Consider the following 25780-nt stretch of genomic DNA (forward strand, 5'->3'; position numbering starts at 1 on the left):
AGTATTGTCAAACCACGCCCACGCGTCGGAGGCTTCCATTTCCGCATCGTCCCCCCCGAACCACAGCGCGCGTGCCCCTAATGCGGCCGATCCTTCGCGCAGCCGCGGGCGTCTGGTCCCCGAGCCGGACGCTTGGCCGCGCTCGCCCTGGCAGCGGGACCGCGACCGAATCGTGCATGCCACGGCCTTCCGGCGGCTGGAGGCGAAGACCCAGGTGTTCGCCGCGATCGATGGCGACCATTTCCGGACCCGGCTGACCCATACGCTGGAAGTGAGCCAGATCGGCCGGACGATCGCGCGGGTGCTGCGGGTCGACGAGGACCTGACCGAGGCGATCTCGCTCGCCCACGATCTCGGCCACAGCCCGTTCGGCCATGCCGGCGAGGAGGCGCTGAACGCCTGCCTGCGCGATGTCGGCGGCTTCGACCACAACGTCCAGACCTTCCGGATCCTGACGCGGCTGGAGCGGCGCTACGCGGCCTTCGACGGGCTGAACCTGACGGCGGAGACGCTGGAGGGCGTGGTCAAGCACAATGGCCCGCTGGAAGGACCCGTGCCGGCCGCCATCGCCGACTGGAACGCCCGCCAGGACCTGCGCCTGCAACTGCAGCCCTCGGTCGAGGCGCAGATCGCGGCCCTGGCCGACGACATCGCCTATTGCAGCCATGACGTGGACGATGGGCTGCGGGCCGGATTCTTCCAAGCCCAGGACCTGCGCTGCCTGCCGCTCGCCGCGGCCGTGCTGGATGAGGTGGAACAGCATGACGGCGGCCTGGAGCGCTCGCGGCTGGCCGGCGAGATCCAGCGTCGACTGATCGACCGGATGGTGCGGGACCTGCTGGCCGAGACGACCGGCCGCCTGAAGGAGCTGGCACCGGGATCGGCCGACGACGTGATGCAACTGCCGACCGCCTGCGTCGCATTCTCCCCGGCCATGCATCGCTCGGTGGCCGAGCTCAGAGCCTTCTTGCGCGAACGGGTCTGGCACCACTACACGGTCAACCGGATGACGCGGCGGGCCAAGCAGATCCTGCGTGCGCTGTTCGAAAGCTTCTTCGAGGCGCCGGAGTGCCTGCCTGAGGAGTGGCGGACCCGAGCCGGGGCTGCCGGCTCGCGGGCATGCGCGGAGGTCGTGCGCGACTACGTCGCCGGCATGACCGACCGGTTCGCCCTCGACGAGCATGACCGTCTCTTCAGGATTGCCCGTACCCGACCATGAATCCGCTAGCCTCGATCGAAGCCGACCTCCGGCAGGCCCTGCGCAGGCTGGCGGAAGCCGGGCGCCTGCCTGACGGGCTGGACCTGGACCGGGCCGGCGTGGAGATGACCAAGGACCCGCAGCACGGGGACGTGGCGACCTCCGTCGCGATGATGCTGGCCAAGCCCGCGAAGATGCGGCCCCTCGACATCGCGACGGCACTGGCCGACGAGTTGCGTGGGCGGCCCGGCTTCCAGGACGTGTCGGTGGCGCCGCCGGGCTTCGTCAACATCCGGATGGAGCCGGCCTTCTGGCAGGCCGTGGTCCCCGCGATCATGCGGGCAGGCGTCGATTTCGCCAGGGCGGACCTGGGCCAGGGGCGCCACGTCAATGTCGAGTTCTGCTCGGCCAACCCGACCGGGCCGCTCCATGTGGGCCATGCCCGCGGCACGGTGTTCGGCGATGCCCTGGCCTCGATCCTTCAGCGGGTCGGCTACCGGGTGACCCGGGAATACTACGTCAACGACGCCGGCGCCCAGGTCGAGACCCTCGCGCGCTCCTTGCACCTGCGCTACCGCGAGGTGATGGGCGAGGACATCGGCGAGATGCCCGAAGGGTTCTACCCCGGCCTCTACCTGATCCGGACGGCCGAGGCGCTCGCGGTGCGCGATGGCGACAAGTGGCTGCACCGGGACGAGGCGGAATGGCTGGAGCCGCTCAAGCGCTTCGCGGTCGATGCCCAGCTCGAGGTGATCAAGGACGATCTGGCGGCACTCGGCGTCCATCACGACCTGTTCCTGTCCGAGCGCTCGCTCATCGAGGACGGGATGATGCAGGCGGCGCTGGAGCGGCTGGAGGGGCTTGGCCTGCTCTATGTCGGCGAGCTGCCGCCGCCCAAGGGCAAGCCGCCGGAGGACTGGGAGCCTCGCCCGCAGCTCCTGTTCCGCGCCACGCAGTTCGGCGACGACGTCGACCGGCCGCTCAAGCGCTCGAACGGTGCCTGGACCTATTTCGCGGCGGACCTCGGCTGCCATTTCTCCAAGCTGCAGCGTGGCCATCAATGGCTGATCGACGTGCTGGGCGCCGACCATGGCGGCTACGTCAAGCGGCTGAAGGCGGCGGTCAAGGCGCTGTCGGAGGGCAGGGTCGAGCTGGAGGCGCGCCTTTGCCAGCTCGTCAGCCTGATGGACGAAGGCAAGCCGCTCAAGATGAGCAAGCGCGCCGGCCGGATCGTGACCATGCGGGACGTGGTGGACGAAGTCGGCAAGGACGTGATGCGGTTCATGCTGCTCACGCGGAAGAACGACGCGCCGCTGGAGTTCGATCTGGCCAAGGTGGTGGAGCAGTCGCGGGACAACCCCGTCTTCTATGTCCAGTACGCCCATGCCCGGGTCCGCTCGGTGTTCCGGCAGGCCGAGCAGCGCGGGCTGGGTCACCTCGCGACCGATCTGGGCGCATCGGACCTGTCGCTCTTGACCCACCCTGCAGAACTCGACCTACTGAAGAAGGCAGCCCTGCTGCCGCGCGTGCTCGAGCAGGCGGCCATGCATGCGGAGCCACACCGTATCGCTTTTTGGTTGACGGACGTCGCGTCTGAGTTGCACGGGCTCTGGACGAAGGGCTCGGAGGACGAGACGCTGCGGTTCCTGGTCGAGGGCGAGCCGGAGCGGTCGAGGGCGAGGCTTGCGATGCTGGAGGCGGCGCGCATGGCGATCGCCGCCGGGCTCGACATCCTGGGTGTCACGCCGGTGGACGAACTCCGCTGAGCAGGCACGTCTGAACGGTTTCCTGCAGAGAGCTTGGTCCAATGTCCGACAACTCGTTTGACGCCGCGCAAAAGGCCCTGAGGAACCGAGCGGTAGTCGATCTAGAGGAGCCGCTGCCCGAGGAGCAGCCCGCCCGCTGGTGGCTGCGCATCCTCGTGGTGCTGGTGTTCTTCGTGTTCGGCGGGATCGTGTGGATGTCCTGGCAGGACAATGCCGGCGACGGTACCCCGGTAGTGGTCGCGGCACCCGACCTGCCGATCAAGGAGAAGCCGGTGGATGCGGGCGGGATCACGCCGCGCAACGCCGACACCGCGATTGCGACGATGCTCGACGGCGGCCAGACCGGAGAACCCGGCACCCCGGCGGTCGGCCCCATCCCCGAAAGCACGCCCCCGGAGCGACCCGAGGAAGAGGTGATCCCGCCGGTCGAGCCCGCCGCGGGCGCCACGTCGTCCGAGCCTGCTGCGCCGTCCGCGCCTGTCCCACCAGCGGCGCCCACCGTCGCCATCGGTAACATCCAGCCCGAGGCGGGTGCGGAAGGCAACGTGCCTGCCGCGCCGCCGGTGGACGCGTTGCCGGACACCACCCCGCAGGCCCCTGCCGCCATGGCATCCAACGATCCGGCGTCGTCGGATCTGGTGGTGCGGCCAGCGCCTCCCCTGGACGGGGCGGTGAGCGCGCCAGCTGCAGCCCCGCTCGGTACGCCGGCCGACGCCCGGAGCGAGGGGTTCACGCCGGTCTTCCCGGACCCGCCCGCGGCCGACCCGGCCCCATCGACGACTGATACGGCAGCGCTTCCGGCCACGCCGGACCCGGCGATCGTGCCGGAGCCGGAGCCGGAGCCAGCGCCTGAGCCGGAGGTCGCGGCTGCGCCTGCGCGTCCCGAGCCTGAGCCTGAGCCTGAGCCAGCGCAGCCGGCGGCCGCGGGCGTGCGGCTGCAGGTCGCCTCGCTGCGCTCGGAGGAGGCGGCCCAGACGGCCTGGAACAGGATCCTGCAGCGGAACCGGGACGTGCTGGGCGGCATGGAGCCCGTGTTCGTGCAGGCGGAGGTGAAGGGTTCCACCTACTACCGCGCCCAGGCGACCGGCTTCTCGTCCCGGGCCGAAGCCCAGGCGGCCTGCACCAAGATGAAGAGCCGGGGAACGGACTGCCTGGTCGTCGGGCGTTGATGCTCGCCGCGGTCCTGGGGATCGAAGGGACCGTCCTGTCGCCGGGCGAGCGGTCGTTCCTGCGCGACACGCCGCCGGCGGGCGTGATCCTGTTCGCGCGCAATGTCATCGATCCCGCGCAGTTGCGGGCGCTCACGGATGCGATCCGCGCGGCATCCGCGCCGGCCCGGCCGCTCGTCTTCGTCGACCAGGAAGGCGGCCGGGTCATGCGGCTGAAACCGCCGGCCTGGCGCAGCCTCCCGGCCATGGCCAGGATCGGCCTGTTGTACGGCCAGGATCAGGAAGCGGCCGTGCGCGCGGCGCGCGGCGTGGGGCGACTGATCGGCACGGACTTGGCCGAGGCCGGGATCGACGTCGCCTGTGCGCCGGTCCTGGACGTGGCAGCACCCGGCCTGACCGAGGCGATCGGCACCCGTGCCTTCTCTTCCGACCCCGAGGTCGTGGCCGTCCTGGGCCGCGCTGTCGCCGACGGCCTGCTGGATGTCGGCATCCTGCCCGTGATCAAGCACCTGCCGGGCCATGGCCGGGCTCTGGTCGACAGCCATGTCGGCCTGCCGGTCGTGGATGCCACCCCTGCCGAGCTGGCGGAGCGGGACTATCGTCCGTTCCAGGCGCTCAACGACCTGCCGATCGGAATGACGGCGCACATCCTGTTTCGCGCGATCGATCCCGACCAGCCCGCCACCATGTCGTGCCGGATCATCGCGGAGGTGATCCGCGGACGGATCGGGTTCGACGGGTTGCTGCTGTCCGACGATCTCGGCATGGGCGCGCTCACCGGCGACCTGCCGAGCCGGGCCACGGCCTGCCTGGAAGCCGGGTGCGACCTCGCCCTTGCCTGCAGCGGGCGGATCGAGGACGCCCAGGCGGTGGCTCGCTCGGTTCCCGCTCTCGACGGCGATGGCGCCGTTCGCTACGCCCGCGCCTTGACTTGGTGCCCGAGCGAACGGGCGACCATCGACGTCGCCGCGGATGAGCATCATCTGCAGGCGACGCAGCTGGTCGCCTGAAGGAGCAGTCTTGGACGATCTGGCGACGCAAGCCCATATCCTCTCGATCTATCTCATCCCCTTGGTGCTTGCGATCACCATGCACGAGGCGGCCCATGCGCTGGTCGCCGACAAGCTGGGTGATCCGACGGCCCGCCAATTGGGTCGCGTCAGCCTCAATCCGCTGGTGCATGTCGACCCGGTGGGCACGCTGGTCCTGCCGGGGATCCTCCTCCTGAGCGGCAGCCCGTTCCTGTTCGGCTGGGCGAAGCCCGTCCCGGTCCGGTTCGGCTACCTCCGCCATCCGCGCCGGGACATGGCGCTGGTGGCGCTGGCAGGCCCCGGCATCAACATCGTCATGGCCTTCCTGGCGGGCCTGGCGCTGCACCTGACCGGCGGCTCGGGCAGCGACGTCGCCCGCTGGATCAGCGGCAACCTCGTGGCGTTCGTCACCGTCAACGTCGTGCTGGCCGTGTTCAACATGATGCCGCTGCTGCCCATGGACGGTGGACGGGTGCTGAACGCGATCCTGCCGACGGCGGAGCTGCGCTGGAAGCATGCGCAGACCGAGAAGTACGGCCTGATCATCCTCCTGGCGCTCCTGTTCGTGGGCCCGCTGCTGGGCTCGATCTGGGGCACGCAGGTCAACCTGATCGACCCAATCCTGCGCCCGCCGGTGGAATTCATGTTCAACCTGGTCGTCACGCTCACCGGGTCCGGCATTTATTTTGGGTTCTGAGGACGATCGCGACGGCTTCGTCGTCGAGCTGGAGGCCTTCCAGGGACCGCTCGACCTCCTGCTCGACCTCGCGCGCAAACAGAAGCTGGACCTGCGTGCCCTGGACCTGGTGGCGCTCGTCGACCAGTTCGTGGCTTATCTGCAGAGCGCCAGGCGGCAGGAGCTGACGGTCGCTGCCGACTATCTGGTGATGGCGGCCTGGCTGCTCTGGCTGAAGTCGCGCCTGCTGCTGCCGGACGAGCGGGCCGACGAGGTGGTCGAGGAGGCGGTCGACGACCTGGAGGCCCGGCTGCGCCAACTGGATGCGCTGAAGGCATTCGCCGCCGCGCTGGCCTGCCTGCCGCGGCTTGGCCATGAGCGCCTGCCGCGTGGCGTGGCCGAGACCTTCGCGATCGAAACCCGCTACCTGCCGACCGCGTCGCTTGGCGATCTCGTCGCCGCCTATGCCGGGCTCAAGCGCCGCCACAAGGCGGTGGTGCTGCGCTTCCCGCCGCCGCCGACCTGGTCGACCGACCAGGCGATGGCGCGCTTCGAGGCGCTGGTGCAGGGTACCTCGTGGCGAGAGCTGGAAAGCCTGCTGCCGCCGGACCTGGCCGACGGATTCGCCCGCCGCACGGGCCTGGCCTCCGGGCTGGTCGCCAGTCTCGAGCTCGCCCGGCAGGGCCGCATCGAGCTCTCGCAGGAGCAGGCGTTCGGCCCGATCATGGTAAGGGGGATGCGATGAGCCGGGAGCTGGGGCTGAAGATCGTGGAGGCCGTGCTGTTCTCGCGGGCCGAGCCGGTCGACGAGGCGACGCTCCAGGCCCACCTGCCGGACGACGTCCACGTGGCGGACCTGCTGCCCGAGCTGGCCCTGGCCTATAGCGGCCGGGGCATCCGGATGGAGCGGATCGGGAAAGGCTGGGCCTTGCGGACCGATCCCGAGATCGCGCCCTATCTGGCGAGGGTCGAGGAGAAGCGGCGCAAGCCGTCCCGGGCGGTGATGGAGACGCTCGCGGTGATCGCCTGGAAGCAGCCGGTGACGCGCAGCGAGATCGAGCAGGTCAGGGGCGTGGCCCTGGCGCAGGGCACGCTCGAGCAGTTGCTGGACGCCGGCTGGGTGGCGCCGGCCGGGCGACGCGAGGTACCGGGCCGGCCGATGACCTGGACCACCACCCTGGCCTTCCTCGACGCGTTCGGCCTGTCGAGCATGGACGACCTGCCCCGGCCCGACGATCTCGATGCGCCGGACCTGGTCGTGCTGGCCCAGCGGACCGGGGACGAGGAGGCCGAGCTTCGCCTCGTTCAAACGGCCGTCGAACCAGCTTCGGAGGGCTCCGGACCAGGAATGGACGCCTCGTGATGCCATCGACTGCGGACGCCGCTGGACCGCCCCACCCGGTTCGTCTATCGGTGCGTGCATCGAGAGGTAACCGGATGGCCGGGACCCCGAAACGGCAGGCGTGATCGCAGCGTGTTCGATATGGGCTGGTCGGAAATGGCCATCATCGTGGTGGTGGCCCTGGTCGTGGTAGGTCCCAAGGATCTGCCGCGGCTTGCCCGGACGCTGGGCCAATGGATGGCCAAGGGCCGGTCCATGGCGCGCGAGTTCCAGCGCCACATCGACGACATGGCACGCGAGGCCGAGCTGCAGGACCTGAAGGAAAGCGTCCAGAAGATCAGCCCCGCGGGCATCCGGGACCAGATCACCAAGGCGGTCGATCCCGATGGCACGCTCGGCAAGTCGCTGGACACGCGCGACATCGCGAAGTCGTTCTCGACGAACCCGATCAAGCCCACGGCCCCACCCGCCGGACCGGCGGCCGCACCTCCTGCCGAGCCCGCCGCCGCGACACCGGCCGTGACGGCCACGCCCGCCGCCCCGGTGGTGCCTGATGTCGGACCGGCCGATCCCGTCGCCGTCAAGGTGACGGAGACGCCGCGCGCAGCGACCGACGAGGCCACGGCCAAACCCATTCCCGCACCGGTCGAGAAAGCCTGATGGCCATCATCAAGGACATCGACGATCGCGAGATGCCGCTGCTCGACCACCTGCTCGAGCTGCGCAACCGGCTGATCTGGTCCATCGGCGCGTTGTTCATCGGATTCCTGGTCTGCTACGCCTTCTCCGAGCAGATCTACCAGTTCCTGGTCCATCCGCTGCAGGTCGCCTACGGCAACCAGACCGGCCGCCGGATGATCTATACCGGCCTCACCGAGGCGTTCTTCACCTACCTGAAGGTCGCAATGTGGGGCGGGGTGATGCTGGGCTTTCCCATCATCGCCACGCAGCTCTGGATGTTCATCGCACCTGGCCTGTACAAGCACGAGAAGCAGGCCTTCCTGCCCTTCCTGCTGGCCACGCCGGTCCTGTTCTTCCTGGGCGCGGCGCTTTGCTACTATTTCGTGTTCCCGCTCGCGTTCCATTTCTTCCTGAGCTTCGAGAGCGGCGGCGGCAACGGCGAGATGCCGATCGAGCTGGAGGCCCGGGTCAGCGAATATCTCGACCTCGTCATGAAGATGGTGTTCGCGTTCGGGCTCTGCTTCCAGCTGCCGGTGGCGCTCACCCTCATGGGCCGGGTCGGGATCATCGGCTCGGCCGGTCTCATCCGGAACCGCCGCTACGCGATCGTGGGCGTGTTCGTGCTAGCCGCAATCGTGACGCCGCCGGACGTGATCAGCCAGATCAGCCTCGCCGTGCCGATCCTGATTCTCTACGAGATCTCGATCATCGCGGTGAAGATGGTGGAACGGAAGCGGCGCGAGGCCGAGGCGGCCGAAGAGGCCGAGGCGGCGGCAGCTGCCGGCGACGACGACCAGACGCCGACGGCCACCTGAGGCGATCCTGCCCTTTTCCTCAGGCGGTCCGGCGCATATGAGACCGGCATCGCTCCTGCGGGAAATGGGATCACCTTGTTCGACCTCAGATGGTTGCGCGAGAACGCCGAGGCGTTCGACGATAATCTACGTCGCCGTGGTGCGCCGGCTGCGGCGGCCGGGCTCCTGGCCCTCGATGCCGAGCGCCGGCGGATCGAGACGGAGCTCCAGGAGTTCCAGTCGACGCGCAACCGCCTGTCCCGCTCGTTCGGCCAAGCCAAGGCGAAGGGTGAGCCGGCCGATCACCTGCAGGGCGAACTTGCCGAGCTGAAGGACAAGGTGAAGGCCGGCGAGGAACGCCTAGCCGCCGTGCAGGCCGAGCTGGACGCAAGCCTCGCGACCTTTCCGAACATCCTCCAGGCGGACGTGCCTGAAGGGGCTGACGAGAGCGACAATGTCGAGCTGCGCCGGGTGGGCTCGCCCCGCAGCTTCGCCTTCACGCCGCTGCCCCACGACGAGCTGGGCGCCAGGCTCGGCATGGACTTTCCGACCGCCGCCAAGATGTCCGGTGCCCGCTTCGTGCTCCTGCGCGGCCAGATCGCGCGGCTGGAGCGGGCAATCGCCATGTTCATGCTGGACCTGCAGACGGGCCAGCACGGCTACAGCGAAACCTCCCCGCCGCTGCTCGTGAACGACCGGGCGCTGTTCGGGACCAACCAGCTGCCCAAGTTCGCCGAGGACCTGTTCCAGACGACCACCGGCCATTACCTCATCCCGACCGCGGAGGTCCCGCTGACCAACGTGGTGGCGGGGGAGATCCTGGACGGCGCGCAGCTCCCGCTCCGGATGACGGCCTGCACGCCCTGCTTTCGCTCCGAGGCGGGCTCGGCCGGGCGGGACACCAAAGGCATGATCCGGCAGCACCAGTTCTCCAAGGTCGAGCTGGTCTCGATCACCACGCCGGAAGCCTCCGCCGCCGAGCACGAGCGGATGACCGCCTGTGCGGAGGAGGTGCTCAAGCGCCTGGAACTGCCCTACCGGGTCATGCTGCTCTGCGCGGGCGATACGGGCTTTGGTGCCAGCAAGACCTACGACATCGAGGTCTGGCTGCCGGGGCAGGGCACCTATCGCGAGATCAGCTCCTGCTCGAACTGCCAGGACTTCCAGGCGCGTCGCATGAACGCCCGCTACCGGCCGGCACCGGGCGAGAAGCCGCGCTTCGTCCACACGCTGAACGGCAGCGGCCTGGCTGTCGGTCGCACGCTCGTCGCCGTTCTGGAGAATGGTCAGGAGGCCGACGGTTCGGTAACCCTCCCGGCAGCACTCCGCCCCTATGTCGGCCAGGATCGCCTGCTGCCCGCCTGAAGGATCTCGTCCCTTGCGTATCATGGTTACCAATGATGACGGCTATGCAGCCGCCGGCATCCGCGCGCTCACGAAGATCGCCAAGTCCCTGTCTGACGATGTCTGGGTGGTGGCGCCGGAGACCAACCAGTCGGGGGTCGGGCACGGCCTGACCATCCGCCGGCCGCTGCGCGCCAGGGAGATCGGCGAGCAGGCCTTCGCCGTGGACGGCACGCCCACCGATTGCGTCATGCTCGGCCTGCACAACCTGGTGAAGGACAAGCCGGTCGATCTGGTACTGTCTGGCATCAACCACGGCAGCAACCTTGCCGACGACATCACCTATTCGGGCACGGTTGCCGCGGCGATGGAGGCCACCTTGTGCCGGGTGAAGGCGATCGCCTTTTCCGCGCTCACGGAGCACCGCCGGGTGCCGAACTGGGCCGTCGCCGAACGGTTCGCGCCCGATCTGATCCGCCAGCTGCTGACGGCGGGCTGGCCGGCCGAGGTGCTGGTCAACGTCAACTTCCCCGACCTGCCGATCGACGAGGTCAAGGGCGTCAAGGTGGCAAGCCAGGGCACCCGCAAGATCGGCGATGCCATCGTCGAGCGGGTCGATCCGCGCGGCGAGGCCTATTACTGGATCGGCGACACCAAGAACGAGGCGGAGCCTGGCGAGGGCACCGATCTCGAGGTGATCAGCAAGGGCTTCATCTCGGTCACGCCCATCCATCTCGACATGACCCATGCGGCCAGCATGTCCGCGATGAGGACCGTCGTGGAAGGCTGATCCGGGTTATCCACATCATCCACAGCTTGTACCGTGGCCGGGGCGTCACGTATGTCGATGGCATGCTATGCCGCCCTGCCATCCCGCTGGCTCTGATGGTGTCCGTGCTGATGGGCTGCACGGAGTTCCGTCCGGTGGACCAGAGCCCCGGCCAGTCCTGGGTCGCCGCCAAGCAGGAAGCCTACAAGGCGCCTGCCTATAGCGGTAAGATGCACAAGGTGGCCCGTGGCGACACGGCCTCCACCATCGCTGCCAGGTATGGGGTGACCCTCCAGCAGCTGGCGGCGGTCAACGGGATGTCGAGGCCCTATGTCGTCCGTCTCGGCCGCAGCCTGAAGATCCCGGGCGGGGCCGCCGATCCCGTTCCCGTCGGGCGGAAGAAGATCCCGGCGCCCGTCGAGCCGAAGGTCCTGCCGCCGCCGGCCGTCGGCGAGATCCAGGTCGCTTCCCTGCCGCCGGTGAACGTGGCGCCAAAGCCCGTGCCGGCACCGGTTCGCGCCGAGGTGGTCCAGGCCGCGCTGCCGGTGGCGAACCCGGGTGATCTGGCGCGCGCCTCGGCGAAGAAGCCGCCGGGCCTGAGCGGCGACGGCTTCCTGTGGCCCGCCTCGGGATCCGTGGTCAGCCGGTTCGGCACGAAGAACGACGGCACCCAGAATGACGGCATCAACATCGCGGCACCCTTGGGCGCGCCGGTGCTGGCCGCGGAAAACGGGATCGTGTCTTATGCCGGCGACGAGATCGAGGGCTGGGGACGCATGGTCCTGATCCGCCACGCCGACGGCTTCACGACCGGCTATGCCCACCTGGACACGATCCTGACCCAGGTGGGCGACGACGTGCATCGCGGCCAGGTCATCGGCCGCGTCGGCCAGACCGGCTATGTCGAGGCGCCGCAGCTCCATTTCGAGCTGCGCTCGGGCAAGCGCGCGCTGAACCCGAGCAAGCATCTGGTCAAGCAGGAAGACCTGAGGGTGGCCAGCCGCTAGGCCGGCCGTGGTCAGGTCTTGATCTGGTAGCCGGTCCGGAAAGTCGCCCAGATGATCACGAGGCAGACCGCCATGAAGACGATCGTCATGCCGAGGCTGATGCCGACATCCACGTCGGCGATCCCGTAGAAGCTCCAGCGGAACCCGCTCACGAGGTAGACCACCGGGTTGAACAGGGTGATCTTCTGCCAGAGCGGCGGCAGCATGCCGATCGAGTAGAAGCTGCCGCCCAGGAAGGTCAGCGGCGTCACGATCATGATCGGGACGATCTGCAGCTTCTCCCAGCCATCCGCCCAGATGCCGATGATGAAGCCGAACAGGCTGAAGGTGATCGAGGTCAGCACGAGGAAGGCGATCATCCAGACCGGGTGCATGATCGAGAAGTCGACGAACAGCCGGGCTGTGCCCAGGATGATGATGCCCAGGATGATCGACTTGCTCGCGGCTGCCCCGACATAGCCCAGCACGATCTCCACGACCGAGACGGGCGCCGACAGCACTTCATAGATCGTGCCGGCATAGCGGGGCATGTAGATGCCGAACGAGGCATTGGAGATGCTCTCGGTGATGATCGAGAGCATGATCAGGCCGGGCACGATGAAGGCGCCGTAGCTGACACCCTCGATCTGCTCCATCCGGGCGCCGATCGCGGCACCGAACACGATGAAATAGAGCGAGGTCGAGATGACAGGCGAGGCGATGCTCTGCAGCAGCGTGCGCCCCGTCCGCGCCATCTCGAAGGCATAGATGGCCTTGATGGCATGGACGTTCATCGCCTTGCCTCCACCAGGCTCACGAAGATCTCCTCGAGCGAGGTCTGGCTGGTCTGCAGGTCCTTGAAGTCGATCCCCTGCGAGCCCAGCCGGCGCAGGAGGTTCGGGATGCCGCTCTGCTCGTCCTGGGTGGCGAACCGGTACACGATCTGGCTGCCGTCCTCCGACAGCTCCAGGCCGTAGCCGGCCAGCTCCGGCGGGAGGGCGTGGACGGGGTTCTGCAGGTGGAGCGTGAGCTGGCGCTTGCCAAGGTCGCGCATCAGCACGTCCTTCTCCTCCACCAGCACGATCTCGCCCTTGTCGATGACGCCGATCCGGTCCGCCATCTCCTCGGCCTCCTCGATATAGTGGGTGGTCAGGATGATGGTGACGCCGCTTTGCCGGAGCTCGCGCACCATCGCCCACATGTCGCGGCGCAGCTCGACATCGACTCCGGCGCTGGGCTCGTCGAGGAACAGGATCTTCGGCTCGTGGGAGAGCGCCTTGGCGATCATGACGCGCCGCTTCATGCCGCCGGAGAGCGCCATGATCTTGCTGTCGCGCTTCTCCCATAAAGACAGGTCGCGCAGGACCTTCTCGATATAGGCGGAATTTGGCGGCTTGCCGAACAGGCCACGGCTGAACTTCATCGTCGCCGCCACGCTCTCGAACGCGTCGGTCGTGAGTTCCTGCGGGACCAGGCCGATCTTGGTGCGGGCCATCCGGTAGTCGCGGACGATGTCGTGCCCATCCGCCAGCACCTTGCCGGTGGTCGGATTCACGATCCCGCAGATGATGCCGATCAGCGTCGTCTTGCCGGCCCCGTTCGGGCCTAGCAGCGCGAAGATCTCGCCCCGGCGGATCTCCAGGTCGACCTGCCGGAGCGCCTGGAAACCGGAAGCATAGGTCTTGCTCACCCCCTGAACCGAAATGATCGAATCCGTCGTCATCGAGCGACCTCGCCATAGGGCCTTCGGCTGCGCGCTTCGCGCAGGGCCAGCGCCCACCAGTGCAACTGCTTCAGCATCGCCTCCAGCCCATGGACTGATTCTGGATCGCGCAGCCCGCCTTCCGCGTCGAACCGGTTCCAGGCACCGGCGAAGCTCACGCTGCTGCGGATCGTGACCGCGTGGAGTTCCGCGAACACCTGGCGCAGCTGCTCGACTGCCCGCAGGCCGCCGCTGATCCCGCCATAGGAGACGAACGCGACCGGCTTGGCCTGCCATGGCTCGCCCACCGAATCGATCAGGAACTTCAGCGCGGCGGGATAGCCGTGATTGTATTCGGGGACTACCACCAGAAAGCCTTCCGCCTGCCCGAGACGCTGGCGCAGCGCAACCAGGCCCGGATGGGGGCCCGCTCCATGCCGCGTCGGGAGGTCGAAGTCGAGAGGGTCGATCAGGTCCGCCGTAAAGTGCGGCCGCCGGCGAAGCTCCGCCGTCAGCCATGCCGCGACCTTGTCGCCGAGGCGGCCCTCACGCGTGCTGCCGAGGATCACCGCCGTCGAAATCGTCGTGCTCATCCGATCATGCTCCGCCGCTTGCCGCTGGGGAGCCTCGCTTCTAGAACCTCAACAATAGTTGAGGTCAAGGGGCTTGGCATGGCGAGGAGCAGGGCCGGGCAGATCTGCCGCGAGCTGAGCGTGGGGGAAGTGGCCGAGCGCAGCGGCATCGCCGTTTCGACGCTGCACTTCTACGAAGCCAAGGGGCTGATCCGCAGCCTGCGCAGTGCTGGCAACCAGCGCCGCTATCCGCGCGAGGTTCTGCGCCGGGTGGCGGTGATCAAGGTGGCGCAGCGGACGGGGATCCCTCTCTCGGCGATCGCGGCGGCGCTCGCCACCTTGCCCGAGGGACGCACGCCCACCGCCGAGGACTGGCGGTCGCTCTCGGTGGCCTGGCGCGGCGAGCTCGACGACCGCATCGCGCGCCTGACCCGGTTGCGGGACCAGCTGGACGGCTGCATCGGCTGCGGCTGCCTGTCCCTTAAGTCCTGCCCGCTACGCAATCCCTGGGACGAGCTGGGTGAGGAGGGGCCTGGACCACGGCTGCTCGAGCCCGGGAGCTGACGCCCGGTGCTAGAGCCCTTCCAGCGCCACGCCGGAGCGCCCCGCCAGGTCCTGCACGAACTGCATGGCGACGCGGCCGGACCGCGAGCCGCGTGTGGTCGCCCATTCCAGCGCCTGGTGGCGGAGGTCGCCGGCATCGATCCGGATGCCGAGCCGCCGCACATAGCCGTCGACCATGGCGAGGTAGGTGTCCTGGGAGCAGGGATGGAAGCCCAGCCATAGGCCGAAGCGATCGGACAGCGAGACCTTTTCCTCGACGGCCTCGCTCGGGATCAGCGCCGTCTGCCGCTCATTCTCGATCATCTGCCGGGACATCAGGTGCCGGCGGTTGGAGGTCGCGTAGAACAGGACGTTGTCCGGGCGTCCCTCCAGGCCGCCTTCCAGCACCGCCTTCAGCGACTTGTAGCTGGTCTCGCCCTGGTCGAAGGAGAGGTCGTCGCAGAAGATCAGGGTCCGCCGGTCGGACGCGCCCAGGATCGCCAGGAGCCTTGGCAGGGTCTCGATCTCCTCCCGGTGGATCTCGACCAGCAGCAGGCAGCCAGGATTCTCCCGGTTCAGCCTGGCGTGCATCGCCTTGACCAGCGAGCTCTTGCCCATGCCGCGGGCACCCCAGAGCAGCGCGTTGTTGGCCGGCAGGCCTCGCGCGAAGCGGGTCGTGTTGTCCAGAAGGATATCGCGGACGCGGTCGATCCCCTGGAGCAGCTCCAGGTCGATCCGCGCGACCTTGCGGACCGGGCGCAGGTTCTGACCCTCCCAGACGAAGGCGTCGGCGGCCGAGAGGTCCGGCGCTGCGGGGGGCGGTGGGGCCAGGCGCTCGAGGGCCTCGGCGATACGTCGGAGAACGGCGGGATCGAGTTCCATGGTGGCTCACGGCTGCGGCGGTCGGACGTGGGGAGATAGCGGCCGGTCCTGTCGATTGCCAACGGGCAGCGTTGAACCTATGGTCCGCCGCGATTCAACCAGATCCCAGGTCCGAGGCCTCGATGTTCGTCAATGAAGCTCTGGCGCAGAGTGCCGGGGCCCCCGCAGGCGCCGGCGCATTCGACATCGTGTCGCTGCTGCCGCTCGTTCTCATCTTCGTGGTTTTCTACTTCCTGCTGATTCGTCCGCAGCAGAAGAAGATGCGCGACCACCGGGAGATGATCTCCGCGCTCAAGCGCGGCGACAAGGTCATCACTGGCGGCGGGATCGTCGGCACCATCGTCAAGAGCGACGAGGGCAAGCCGCTCGTGACCGTCGAGGTGGCGCCCAACATCCGGCTGGACGTGGTCCGCTCCACGATCACCGACAAATATGTCGACACGCCGCCGCCACCGGCCAACCAGGACAAGCCTGCGGCCGCCAGCGGCGGCATGTTCGGCCGGCTTCTCGGCAAGAAGTGAGACGAACCGTCGGTGCTGAACCAGTCGCCGTGGAAGGTCACGCTCGTCCTGCTGGTCTGCCTCGCAGGCTTGATCTTCTCCTTTCCCAACCTGTTCTCGCGCGCCACCGTCGACCAGTGGCCGGGCTTCCTTCCCAAGGGCCAGATCAATCTCGGCCTTGACCTGCAGGGTGGCGCCTATCTCCTGCTCGAGGTGGACTCGAACGCGGTCATCAAGGACCGGATGGACGAGCTCACCAACGAGGTGCGCGTAGCGCTGCGTGGTGCCGGCGTCGGCTACCAGGGGCTGGGCGTGGTCGGGGATGCTGTCGCCTTCCGGCTGACCGATCCAGGCCAGCGCGAGGCGGCGCTGGAAGCGATCCGTCCGCTCAACGTCGCCAGCGGTACCGGCGCCGGCCTGTCGATGTTCGCGCCGGGTACGCTCAGCGGCGGCATGGAACTGGCCACCGAGGAGCCGGGCGACGGCCGGATCGTCTTGCGCCTGAGCGAGGCCGGACGTTCCGCACGGCTCACCGCCGCCATCAGCCAGTCTCTCGAGATCGTCCGTCGGCGCATCGACGAGCTCGGCACGCGTGAAGCTTCGGTCCAGCGCCAGGGCGAGAACCGGATCGTCGTGCAGGTGCCGGGCGAGAGCAGCCCGGAAGCGATCAAGCGGCTGCTCGGCCAGACCGCGAAGCTGACCTTCCACATCGTCGACCTCGATACGCCGCTGGAAGTGGCGCGGGCAGGAGGCCTGCCGCCTGGCTCGATGCTGCTCGGCAGCGACGAGATGGGCCCGAACGGCCAGCCGCTGCAGTACGTCGTGCGCCGGCAGGTCGTGGTCGGTGGCGAGAGCCTGGTCGACGCGCAGCCGACGCTGCAGAACAACCAGCCGGCCGTGAGCTTCCGGTTCGACAGCGCCGGCGGCCGCAAGTTCGGCCAGGCGACCCAGCAGAACGTGGGTCAGCTGCTCGCCATCGTGCTGGACGACAAGGTGATCTCCGCGCCCCGGGTCAACGAGCCGATCCTGGGCGGCTCCGGCATCATCAGCGGCAACTTCACCTTCCAGACCGCCACCGAGCTTGCCGTGCTGCTGCGGGCAGGGGCCCTGCCAGCACCGCTGGAGGTGATCGAGGAGCGCTCGGTCGGGCCGGAGCTGGGCGCCGATTCGATCCGCTCCGGCGTGCTCGCCTGCATCGTGGCCGGCATCGCCGTGTTCATCTTCATGCTCGTCTATTACGGCCCGGTGTTCGGCCTCATCGCGAACCTGGCGCTGGTGGTGAACCTCGTCCTGGTGTTCGCCGTGATGAGCTTCCTCGGCGCCACGCTGACCCTGCCGGGCATTGCCGGGATCGTGCTGGTGATCGGCCAGGCGGTGGACAGCAACGTGCTGATCTACGAGCGCATCCATGAGGAAGTGAAGAACGGCCGCTCGCCGATCGCGTCGCTCGACGTGGGCTTCAACGAGGCGATGCGCACGATCGTCGACAGCAACGTCACCTCGTTCATCGCGGGAATCGCGCTGTTCATCTTCGGCACGGGACCCGTGAAGGGCTTCGCGGTCACCCACTGCATCGGCATCATCACCACCATGTTCACGGCGGTGACGTTCACGCGCATGGTCGTGGCCTACTGGTACAAGTGGCGCCGTCCGCGGGCCATTCCGCTATGACGGCCGCCGTGACCTACTTTGCCGGGACCGACTGATGGCCCATCGTCTGAGACTGGTGCCCGACGGGCTGAACATTCCGTACTTCCGCTACCGCTGGCCGTTCTTCGTCTGGTCGGCCGTGGTGCTGATCGCGACCGCGGTCATGGTGACAGTCAACGGCCTCAATTTCGGCATCGACTTCAAGGGCGGCACCGTCATCGAGGTCGAGATGCCCGGACCGGCCGACATCAGTGCGATGCGCTCGACGATCGACGCGCTGGGGCTGGGTGCGGCGGAGCTGCAGACGGCTGGCAGCGACCGCGACGTCCTGATCCGGATGGAAGCGACCGAGGACCAGAACGAGCAGCGCGCCAGGATCGAGCAGGTGAAGACCAGCCTGAACGAGCGGTTCGGCGAGGGCATCGTCTACAAGCGCCAGGAGTTCGTGGGGCCGAAGGTCAGCAACGAATTGCTGATGAACGGCGTATGGGCCGTGCTGATCTCGGTGATCGGGGTGCTGGTCTATCTCTGGTTCCGGTTCGAGTGGCAGTACGGCATCGGCGCGCTGGCTGCCCTGGTGCACGACGTGTCCGCCGGCATCGCGATCTACGCGTTCACCGGGATGGAGTTCAACCTGACCTCCATCGCCGCCCTGCTCATGCTGGTGGGCTACTCGCTGAACGACACGGTCGTGATCTACGACCGGGTGCGGGAGAACCTGCGCCGCTACAAGGCCATGCCGATCGAGCAACTGCTCGATCGTTCGGTGAACGAGACGATGGCGCGGACCCTGGCGACCCTGTTCACCACGCTCCTGGCGCTGATCGCGCTGTTCGTGCTGGGCGGGCCGGTGGTGCGCGACTTCACCGTGATCATGATTCTCGGTGTCATCGTCGGCGTCTACTCGACGATCTATATCGCCGCTCCAGTTCTCTACTACCTGAACCTGCGGGCGATCGGGACGGCGCCGCCAAAGCAGCCGGCCCCGGTGCCCGCCAAGGGCTGAGAACCGACCTATGGAAGTAACGCCTCTCCTGCCCGAGGGAAGGCAGGTGGTGCATGCCTATCGCGAAGGGGGCTTCGTCATCGGCGGGGAGCCGCGCGAGGGTGCGGTCCTGGTGCTGCCGGCCCGGACGATGGCCTGGCCGGTCACCCGCTTCGAGGAGATCGACGAGGCCTCGCTCGAGCAGCTCCATGCAGCCGACGACGTGGTCGACGTGCTGATCCTGGGCACGGGAAAGCAGTTCCGGATGATCGATCCCCGGCTGCGCCAGGCGCTGCGCAAGCGCGGGATCGTCGTGGAGTGCATGGCGACCCCGGCTGCCTGCCGGACGTTCAACGTGCTGCTGGTGGAAGATCGGAAGGTGGCAGCTGCCCTCCTGCCCGTGGTCTGACAAGGGCCAGGCACTCGACCTGGCCAAGATCCGCGCCGACACGCCGGGGGCGGAGAGGCGGGCCTTCCTGCACAATGCCGGATCGGCCTTGATGCCGATCCCGGTGGTCAAGGCGATGAAGGACCATCTGGACCTGGAAGCCGAGATCGGCGGCTATGCCGCGGCCCAGGCCCGGGCAGACGACCTGGACAGGATCTATGGTGACGTCGCGGGCCTGCTGAACGCGTCCCCGGACGAGATCGCCCTGACCGAGAACGCCACCGTCGCCTGGCAGATGGCGTTCTATGCCCAGCCTCTCGGTGCTGGCGACCGGATCCTCACGACACAAGCCGAGTATGCAGCGAACTACGTGGCGTTCCTGCAGGTGGCAAAGCGCACCGGGGCGATGGTCGAGGTGATCCCCAGCGACGCCCATGGCGAGGTCGATGTCGGTGCCTTGCGCGCCATGATCGACTCGCGGGTGAAGCTGATTGCGATCACCTGGGTTCCGACCAATGGCGGGCTGACCAATCCGGCGGCCGAGGTAGGAAAGGTGGCCCGGGCGAACGGCATTCCCTACCTGCTCGACGCCTGCCAGGCCGTCGGGCAGATGCCGGTCGACGTGGATGCGATCGGCTGCGACATGCTCTCCGCCACCGGACGGAAGTTCCTCCGGGGGCCGCGGGGGACCGGCTTCCTCTATGTCCGCCGCGCGCTCATGCAGCGGCTGGAGCCGCCGATGATCGACCATTTCGCAGCACCCTGGGTCGCCACGGACCGTTACGAACTGCGCAGCGACGCCCGGCGGTTCGAGACGTGGGAGAACAACTACGCCGCGCGCCTCGGGCTGGGGGCGGCGGTACGCTACGCGCTGGACATCGGCCTGAACGCGATCGAGGCACGCTGCCGGCTGCTGGCCGATCGCCTCCGGGCGGGGCTGCGCGAGATCGAGGGGGCGGAGGTCCGCGACATCGGGCGATCGCCCAGCGCCATCGTCAGCTTCACGATGGGCAGCATGGGCGCCGAGGATGTCGTGGCGCACGCGGCCGAAGCCGGCATCACGATCGGAGTCTCCTATCCCAGCAGCACGCGCCTCGACGCGGAGGCGCGCGCATTGCCGCCGGTCGTGCGGACCTCGCCGCACTACTACAATACGCAGGCCGAGATCGACCGGCTGCTGGCCTGCTGCGAGGGTCTGAGCGGGCGCTGACGGCGTGGTCGTACCGACTTTGTCGTCAGCCGGCCTTCGGTACCGCCGCCTGGATCCCGTACCGCGTGGCCTGGAACGTCCGCACCACCGCGATGTCCATGTTCAGGTGCTGTGCCACGAGCTCCGGTGGCGTGCGGGCCAACCAGTTCGACAGGTCCTGGTACTCCGGCGCCTTGAAGACCGTGACCACATGCAGGTCCTCCTGACCGGTGTTCTCGATGTAGTGACCGTGCCCGCGCGGCACGTAGCCGATGTCGCCGGGGTGGAAATCAGCGGTCTGCGCGCGCGGGCCGGCATCGAACACCGTCATCCGGCCCTGGCCCTTCATCCAGTACTGCCACTCGTCGGCATTCGGGTGCCAGTGCATCTGGCGGAGCGCTCCCGGCTTGATGACCTGCAAGGCGGCCGCGATCGTGGTGGAGATCTTGAAGGTGCGGCTGTCGGCCAGACGGATGCTGCCGGCCTCGCTCTCCCGCACCGGCTGGCTGCTGGCGAGGCCGAAGGTGAAGCCTTGAGTCGATGCGCCACCGGCAGCGACCGCGGCCCGGTCGACCTCAAGCGATCCGGATTCCTTGCCCTGGAAGATCCACAGATTGTTCAACGGGATGTTCTGGAACGCGTCGGGCGGCAGTCCGAAATTCTGGCCCAGGACCTTGGGCGGCGTGTGGGCGAGCCAGTCGGTCATGGGCAGCGTGTTGTACTCGGATGCGCTGCCATCGTCGAAGACGATCACGAACTCGCATCCGTCGGCGCCCAGGCACTGCAAAGAGTGGGGCAGGCCGGGCGGGAAGTACCAAAGGTCACCTTCGCCGACATCTTCCACGAAAGCACGGCCTTCGGTGTCGAGGACAGTCACGCGACACCGGCCGTTCGTCACGATGGCCCACTCGGCAGCCAGGTGCCAGTGCAGTTCCCTGATCCCACCCGGCCCCAGGCGCATGTTGACGCCGGACATCGCCTTGGAAATCGGGAAGCTTTCCGTCGTCATCTGGCGGGCCCAGCCGCCTGCCTGGATACGCTTCGGTGCAATGTTGAAGGATGACCAGAAGGTCGGCATCCCTCCGACATCGGTCGGCGGCGGGCTTTCGAAGGACGGCAACTGGTCCGTGGTCGCCTGGTCCTGCGGACCCGGGTCAGACAGCGCACCCGGCGTGGAATTGAGGGCACCCTCGGCCGGAGCGTCCGGGTTACCGAAGCCTGCTGCCTCGGCTGCCGTGGTGAGGGCAAAACTGCCGGCCGCACCGATTGCCAGTACATCGCGCCGTGAACGCGTCCCCATGCCATGCTCCCTGGTGGCCGGGACATGGAAGCCCAGACCGGTTGTATCGGCTTCCGCTGTACAATGAGTACATGAGCTAGCGGAAGCCCGTCGTTGGGTCGGGCATGGCCTGGAGAACTGCCGGCGGTCGCGACCGCCGGCAGGCGAGGATCAGCTCGAAGCCTTGGTGAGTTCGGCTTCGACGGCTTCCCAGTCCACGAGGTGGTTCAGGAAGGCGGAGAGATAGTCGGGTCGGCGGTTGCGGTAGTCCAGGTAGTAAGCATGCTCCCAGACATCCACGCCGAGAAGCGGGGTGGCCCCGTCGACCAGCGGGTTCGAGCCGTTCGGAGTCTTGCTCACCTTCAGCTTGTCGCCATCCAGCGACAACCACGCCCAGCCGGAGCCGAACTGCGTGACGCCGGCCTGCTTGAACTGCTCGGCGAAGGTCTCGTACGCACCGAAATCGTGCTCGATGCGCTTGAGCAGCTCGCCGCCGGGCTTGCCGCCGCCGCCCTTCTTCATGGTCCGCCAGAACAGGTTGTGGTTCCAGTGCTGGCCGGCATTGTTGAAGATGCCCGCCTTGGCCGGATCCTTCGCCGAGGCGACCACGATCTCCTCGAGCGACTTGTTCTCGAGATCCGTGCCGGCGATCAGGTTGTTCAGGTTGGTGACGTAGGTCTGGTGGTGCTTGCCGTGGTGCAGCTGGAGCGTCTCTTCGCCCATGTACGGGGCGAGCGCGTCGTGCGCATAGGGCAGCTCGGGTAGGGTGAAAGCCATCAGGAAATTCCCTCGACGTTGAGGCGTGGCAGGCCACGCTCGTCTAGCCCCTGGCTACATAGGGGTCGGCGGACAGTGTGGAAAGATGCCGTCGCTCTTGCGGGTTCCTTCTTCCGACCTCAGTTCCAGCGAGCCGGCGCCTGCGATGCCGGTCGCCGGAGATCAAGTTGGACCTGGGGCTCGACCATACGCTGACCCATGAACTGCACGGCAGCGATCCCGATCGCTTCTGGTGCCTGGTGACGGCCGACCCGCCCAAGCGGCCGGCCGTCGCGGCGCTGCTGGCGCTCAACCAGGAACTGGGCCGGGTGGCCGAGCAGGTGACCCAGCCCATGGCCGGCTTCATCCGCCTCCAATGGTGGCGCGAAGCGGTCGAGGAGGCGAGGGCGGGGCGTCCACGCAAGCACCCGGTCGCCCAGGCCCTGCCGCTGGTCCTCCAGGCAGGACTGCCGGTCCAGGACATCGAAGCACTGATCGACGCACGCGAGCGGGAGGTCGACGACACGCCGATCGCAAGCCTTGAGGAACTGGTGACCCATGCCCGTGCGACCGCCGGGGGACTGCAGCGGGTGGTGGCGGCCATCACCGGCGGCGACCCAGGGCGCGGCGAACGGATTGGCACCGCCTATGGACTGATCGGGATCCTGCGCGCCACCGGCTACCTAGCACGGCGCAGCCGCACGTTCCTGCCGAGCGAACTTCTCCAGGCACGCGGCGTCTCGCGCGATCGCATCCTGGCCGGGCAGATGTCGGATGGACTGGCCAGCGTCGTGAAGGAGGTTCTGGCCGCTGCCAAGGCCGAGATCGAGGGGCTGCGCCCGCTGAGGGGCGAACCGGCCACGCCGCTTTTGCTGATCGACCGCTACCAGGCGCGCGCGATCGAGCGGGGTGGTCATGACCCGTTCGCCGCAGCCACCGTCGAGCGTCCACCGCTCCTGGCGGCCCGCCTGCTCCTGCTGCAGACCACCGGGCTCTAGCCGCGTCCGGGCATGAGGTGCTCGGCCGCGTTGATCGGCGGACTGCCATCGGCGGTTCAGTTATGACCCGCCCCGTCCACTACATGAGCGGCCGGACCGCCGCGAATGGGCGGCGCCTAGCTGATCACCGGCCGAGCGATCCTGCTCGGGCAGTGCTCTACCGTGCTCACTCCTTGCGGACGTCCTGATTGAACGTCGAGACCGTGCTGATCGCGATCTTCGCCGACCCCTCGGTGATCTGCTTGGAGTAGACGACATAGATCAGTGTCTGGTTCTTCTGGTCCCAGATCCGCCGGACCGCGAGCGACTTGAACACGAGGCTGAGCCGCTGGCCAAAAATGTCCTCGCCCTCTTCGTCGGTCTCGATGTCGCCGATTGCCAAAGGACCGGTCTGCCGACACGCGATGGACGCATTCGACGGGTCCTCGAACCAGTTGCCCTTCGTGACGCGGTCGATGAGGCTGCGCGAGAAATGCGCGACATGGCAGGTCACGCCCTGCACGCCCGGATCGGGGAAGGCCTCGACCTCGACACCGTTGCCGACCCAGTCGTTGCTGAACTCACCCACCTGCTCGGCCAACGCTGGTGCCGCGAGCATCGACAGGGCCAGGGCGGCTGGTATCAAGGATCTCATCGGCGCTCCGGGATGGCAGTAGGGGGTGGCGCCATCTATACCGATGGAGAACCGTGCCGGGGAGGGAGCGTTCCATGAGCGGCAGCTGGCCGAACCACGAAGAATGGCTGTCGCGGCTGGTCGCCTTTCCGACGATTGCAGGCGGCACGAACCTCGACCTGGTCGAGCATGTGCGTGATGCGCTGGACGGAATCGGGGTACCCGTATCGGTGGGCTACGATCCCACCGGCACCCGAGCGGACATGCTGTTCACGCTCGGCAGGCAGGACGAGCCCGGTCTCCTGCTATCCGGCCATTCGGACGTGGTTCCGGTCGCCGGCCAGGACTGGACCAGCGATCCGTTCAGCCTGACCCTGGTCAACGACCGGCTGGTCGGCCGCGGCGCGTGTGACATGAAGGGCTTCCTGGCCTGCGTCCTGGCCTCGGTGCCGGCGATGCAGGCAGCGCGGCTGCACTGGCCGATCCATGTCGGCATCTCCTATGACGAGGAACTGGGCTGCAAGGGCGCACCGGCGCTCGTGAGCCGGCTGAAGGCCGAACTGCACAACCTTCCGGCCGGCTGCATCGTCGGCGAACCAACCGGCATGAAGCTGGTCGACGCCCACAAGGGGAAGGGCGGCTGGCGCTGCATCATCACCGGCCGCGCTGGCCACTCCGCCCTGACCCATCAGGGTGTCAACGCCGTCATCGCCGCGGCCGAGCTGATCCAGTTCATCCGCAGGCTGCATGACGGCTTCACGTTGCATGGCCCGATTGCCGAAGGCTTCGTGCCGCCGCACACGACGGCGTCCGTCGGCCGGATCGAGGGCGGGGGCCAGCTCAACATCATCCCGGAGCATTGCGAGTTCGCCTTCGAGTTCCGCACGATTCCCGGCGAGGACCCGGCGGGCTGGTTCGGGCGGGTCGTGGACTATGCCGAGCAGGAGATGCTGCCCGGCATGCGGGCGGTGGCTCCGGAGGCCTCGATCCGCTTCGTGGAGCTGATCGCCTATCCGGGGCTGAAACCGGTGCGCGACCTGCCCTTCCGTCGCCTGGTCCAGGATTTGGCGGAGCCCGGCTCGGCCGGCAAGGTCGCCTACGGGACCGATGGCGGCGTCATCGCCGCCGCCGGGATCCCGACGCTGATCTGCGGCCCGGGGGACATGAGCGTCGCGCACAAGCCCGACGAGTGGATCGCACCCGGCCAGTTGTCGGCCTGCATGGCCTTCCTGGACCGGCTGATCGCAGCCAGCGTCGACCAGGTCTCCCTGGACCCGGTCTAGTCGAAATCCTCCGGAGCCTTCGGCCCTTCTGCCGATGTCTCCTGCCCCTTGATGATCTCGTACAGGTCGATGCCCAATTGCGGGAGCTCGTCCTTGCCGTCCGGGGCCTGGCTGTTCGCAGCCACGGTGACGACGATGTCGTCCTTGGGAAGGTAGAAGTGGACGACACGATAGCCGAGGGTCATGCCCTCGTAGAACCAGACGCGACCGAGACCGGGACCATAGACCTGGGCGACGCCGAGCCCGAACCCGTGCGGCTCGTCGGCGTTGGTCTCCTTGATAGGCTTGCCGGTGTCGCTCGACACCAGGGTGAGCATTTCCTTCAGCTGCTTGGGAGCGAGGACCCGGCCGGCATACAGACCCCGCACCCAGCGCTGCAGGTCGCGCGGAGTCGAGACGATGCCGCCGGCCGCACCGGTCCAGCTGACGTCGGCCCGGCGCATGTCCTTGCCGACCAGCGGCTGCAGGGGAGCAACCTTGCAGTCCGGTTCGTAGGTCCCGCAGACCGGGTTGTTGAAGTAGCCGCTCGACATGCGCGCGATCACGCTCTCAGGCAGGACACGCGGCTCGAAGTAGCTGTCACGCATGTAGAGAGGGTCGAAGATGCGGGTCTTGTAGAGTTGCTTGAGGCTCCTGCCCGACGCCTTCTCCGCGATCAATCCGGCCAGAACATAATTGGTGTTCG

Annotated in this window: 28 protein-coding genes; 20 read left to right on the forward strand and 8 right to left on the reverse strand. The window is 67.9% G+C overall.

The features are described from left to right. Positions 1–4: 4 nt before the first annotated feature. The 12 genes from VHL31_RS23105 to VHL31_RS23160 all read left to right on the forward strand — a co-directional run bounded on the left by VHL31_RS23105 (position 5) and on the right by VHL31_RS23160 (position 11776). A complete protein-coding gene (locus VHL31_RS23105) occupies positions 5–1219 on the forward strand; it encodes a deoxyguanosinetriphosphate triphosphohydrolase (RefSeq protein ID WP_329663629.1) in 1215 nt (404 codons plus the stop codon). Continuing rightward, the gene (gene argS / locus VHL31_RS23110) at positions 1216–2964 is read left to right on the forward strand and encodes an arginine--tRNA ligase (RefSeq protein ID WP_329663607.1); all 1749 of its coding nucleotides are present in this window, start codon (positions 1216–1218) and stop codon (positions 2962–2964) included. The genes VHL31_RS23105 and argS overlap by 4 nt, the downstream gene beginning before the upstream one ends. A 41-nt stretch (positions 2965–3005) precedes the next feature. Then, positions 3006–4133, forward strand: coding sequence for an SPOR domain-containing protein (locus tag VHL31_RS23115; protein ID WP_329663608.1), 1128 nt, complete (start codon positions 3006–3008; stop codon positions 4131–4133). Then, positions 4133–5143, forward strand: coding sequence for a beta-N-acetylhexosaminidase (gene nagZ, locus VHL31_RS23120; RefSeq protein ID WP_329663630.1), 1011 nt, complete (start codon positions 4133–4135; stop codon positions 5141–5143). The genes VHL31_RS23115 and nagZ overlap by 1 nt, the downstream gene beginning before the upstream one ends. A gap of 10 nt (positions 5144–5153) precedes the next feature. Then, entirely contained in the window at positions 5154–5861 is a 708-nt protein-coding gene (locus VHL31_RS23125; RefSeq protein ID WP_329663609.1) for a site-2 protease family protein, read from the forward strand. Continuing rightward, complete coding sequence (locus VHL31_RS23130) at positions 5851–6585, forward strand: ScpA family protein (protein WP_329663610.1); 735 nt, start codon at positions 5851–5853, stop codon at positions 6583–6585. The genes VHL31_RS23125 and VHL31_RS23130 overlap by 11 nt, the downstream gene beginning before the upstream one ends. Beyond that, a complete protein-coding gene (scpB, locus tag VHL31_RS23135; protein ID WP_329663611.1) occupies positions 6582–7202 on the forward strand; it encodes an SMC-Scp complex subunit ScpB in 621 nt (206 codons plus the stop codon). Before VHL31_RS23130 ends, scpB begins: the two co-directional genes overlap by 4 nt. 120 nt (positions 7203–7322) lie before the next feature. Continuing rightward, a complete protein-coding gene (gene tatB / locus VHL31_RS23140) occupies positions 7323–7841 on the forward strand; it encodes a Sec-independent protein translocase protein TatB (protein ID WP_329663631.1) in 519 nt (172 codons plus the stop codon). Then, positions 7841–8677, forward strand: a complete 837-nt coding sequence (tatC, locus tag VHL31_RS23145; protein ID WP_329663612.1) for a twin-arginine translocase subunit TatC — start codon at positions 7841–7843, stop codon at positions 8675–8677. The genes tatB and tatC overlap by 1 nt, the downstream gene beginning before the upstream one ends. Positions 8678–8752: 75 nt before the next feature. Further along, the gene (gene serS, locus VHL31_RS23150; protein ID WP_329663613.1) at positions 8753–10021 is read left to right on the forward strand and encodes a serine--tRNA ligase; all 1269 of its coding nucleotides are present in this window, start codon (positions 8753–8755) and stop codon (positions 10019–10021) included. A 22-nt stretch (positions 10022–10043) separates the two neighbouring features. Then, on the forward strand, positions 10044–10790 hold the full coding sequence (surE, locus tag VHL31_RS23155; protein ID WP_329663632.1) for a 5'/3'-nucleotidase SurE: 747 nt from the start codon (positions 10044–10046) through the stop codon (positions 10788–10790). Between the two features lie 95 nt (positions 10791–10885). After that, a complete protein-coding gene (locus VHL31_RS23160; RefSeq protein WP_329663614.1) occupies positions 10886–11776 on the forward strand; it encodes a M23 family metallopeptidase in 891 nt (296 codons plus the stop codon). 11 nt (positions 11777–11787) lie between these two features. Here VHL31_RS23160 and VHL31_RS23165 read toward each other — a convergent pair whose 3' ends face one another. Genes VHL31_RS23165 through VHL31_RS23175 form a run of 3 tightly spaced genes read right to left on the reverse strand, consistent with a single transcriptional unit; the run spans position 11788 to position 14050 of the window. Continuing rightward, the gene (locus tag VHL31_RS23165; protein ID WP_329663615.1) at positions 11788–12549 is read right to left on the reverse strand and encodes an ABC transporter permease; all 762 of its coding nucleotides are present in this window, start codon (positions 12547–12549) and stop codon (positions 11788–11790) included. After that, positions 12546–13478 carry an ABC transporter ATP-binding protein gene (locus VHL31_RS23170; protein WP_329663616.1) on the reverse strand — a complete coding sequence of 311 codons (933 nt, stop codon included), beginning with the start codon at positions 13476–13478 and terminating at the stop codon, positions 12546–12548. Before VHL31_RS23170 ends, VHL31_RS23165 begins: the two co-directional genes overlap by 4 nt. Beyond that, positions 13475–14050: an NAD(P)H-dependent oxidoreductase gene (locus tag VHL31_RS23175; protein WP_329663617.1), complete on the reverse strand. Its 576-nt coding sequence runs from the start codon at positions 14048–14050 to the stop codon at positions 13475–13477. The genes VHL31_RS23170 and VHL31_RS23175 overlap by 4 nt, the downstream gene beginning before the upstream one ends. Before the next feature lie 78 nt (positions 14051–14128). Here VHL31_RS23175 and soxR point away from each other — a divergent pair, with 78 nt between their 5' ends. Beyond that, on the forward strand, positions 14129–14593 hold the full coding sequence (gene soxR, locus VHL31_RS23180; RefSeq protein ID WP_329663618.1) for a redox-sensitive transcriptional activator SoxR: 465 nt from the start codon (positions 14129–14131) through the stop codon (positions 14591–14593). A gap of 9 nt (positions 14594–14602) precedes the next feature. Here soxR and VHL31_RS23185 read toward each other — a convergent pair whose 3' ends face one another. Beyond that, complete coding sequence (locus VHL31_RS23185) at positions 14603–15454, reverse strand: ATP-binding protein (protein WP_329663619.1); 852 nt, start codon at positions 15452–15454, stop codon at positions 14603–14605. 122 nt (positions 15455–15576) lie between these two features. Between VHL31_RS23185 and yajC the strand changes: the two genes are divergently transcribed. The 5 genes from yajC to VHL31_RS23210 are packed head-to-tail and all read left to right on the forward strand — an operon-like array spanning position 15577 to position 20187. Next, the gene (yajC, locus tag VHL31_RS23190; RefSeq protein ID WP_329663620.1) at positions 15577–15975 is read left to right on the forward strand and encodes a preprotein translocase subunit YajC; all 399 of its coding nucleotides are present in this window, start codon (positions 15577–15579) and stop codon (positions 15973–15975) included. A gap of 12 nt (positions 15976–15987) precedes the next feature. Next, positions 15988–17625 carry a protein translocase subunit SecD gene (gene secD / locus VHL31_RS23195; protein ID WP_329663621.1) on the forward strand — a complete coding sequence of 546 codons (1638 nt, stop codon included), beginning with the start codon at positions 15988–15990 and terminating at the stop codon, positions 17623–17625. Between the two features lie 34 nt (positions 17626–17659). Next, on the forward strand, positions 17660–18610 hold the full coding sequence (secF, locus tag VHL31_RS23200; protein ID WP_329663622.1) for a protein translocase subunit SecF: 951 nt from the start codon (positions 17660–17662) through the stop codon (positions 18608–18610). A gap of 10 nt (positions 18611–18620) precedes the next feature. After that, positions 18621–18998, forward strand: a complete 378-nt coding sequence (locus VHL31_RS23205; protein ID WP_329663623.1) for an Mth938-like domain-containing protein — start codon at positions 18621–18623, stop codon at positions 18996–18998. After that, entirely contained in the window at positions 18976–20187 is a 1212-nt protein-coding gene (locus tag VHL31_RS23210) for an aminotransferase class V-fold PLP-dependent enzyme (RefSeq protein WP_349262533.1), read from the forward strand. Before VHL31_RS23205 ends, VHL31_RS23210 begins: the two co-directional genes overlap by 23 nt. A gap of 25 nt (positions 20188–20212) precedes the next feature. Here the strand turns inward: VHL31_RS23210 and VHL31_RS23215 are convergent, their stop codons facing one another. Beyond that, complete coding sequence (locus VHL31_RS23215) at positions 20213–21466, reverse strand: cupin domain-containing protein (protein ID WP_329663624.1); 1254 nt, start codon at positions 21464–21466, stop codon at positions 20213–20215. 150 nt (positions 21467–21616) lie between these two features. Further along, a complete protein-coding gene (locus VHL31_RS23220; RefSeq protein ID WP_349262532.1) occupies positions 21617–22222 on the reverse strand; it encodes a superoxide dismutase in 606 nt (201 codons plus the stop codon). Positions 22223–22389: 167 nt separating this feature from the next. On the opposite strand from VHL31_RS23220, the gene VHL31_RS23225 reads away from it, so the two are divergent. Further along, positions 22390–23199, forward strand: a complete 810-nt coding sequence (locus VHL31_RS23225) for a phytoene/squalene synthase family protein (protein ID WP_329663625.1) — start codon at positions 22390–22392, stop codon at positions 23197–23199. Between the two features lie 166 nt (positions 23200–23365). Here VHL31_RS23225 and VHL31_RS23230 read toward each other — a convergent pair whose 3' ends face one another. After that, a complete protein-coding gene (locus VHL31_RS23230; RefSeq protein ID WP_329663626.1) occupies positions 23366–23833 on the reverse strand; it encodes a CreA family protein in 468 nt (155 codons plus the stop codon). A gap of 74 nt (positions 23834–23907) precedes the next feature. On the opposite strand from VHL31_RS23230, the gene argE reads away from it, so the two are divergent. Continuing rightward, entirely contained in the window at positions 23908–25095 is a 1188-nt protein-coding gene (argE, locus tag VHL31_RS23235; protein ID WP_329663627.1) for an acetylornithine deacetylase, read from the forward strand. On the opposite strand, the gene VHL31_RS23240 is transcribed toward argE, so the two are convergent. Continuing rightward, the coding region (locus tag VHL31_RS23240) for a serine hydrolase domain-containing protein (protein WP_329663628.1) at positions 25092–25780 on the reverse strand (689 nt) is incomplete at its 5' end. The genes argE and VHL31_RS23240 overlap by 4 nt on opposite strands.

This window comes from Geminicoccus sp. (assembly GCF_036263595.1).
Taxonomy (GTDB): domain Bacteria; phylum Pseudomonadota; class Alphaproteobacteria; order Geminicoccales; family Geminicoccaceae; genus Geminicoccus.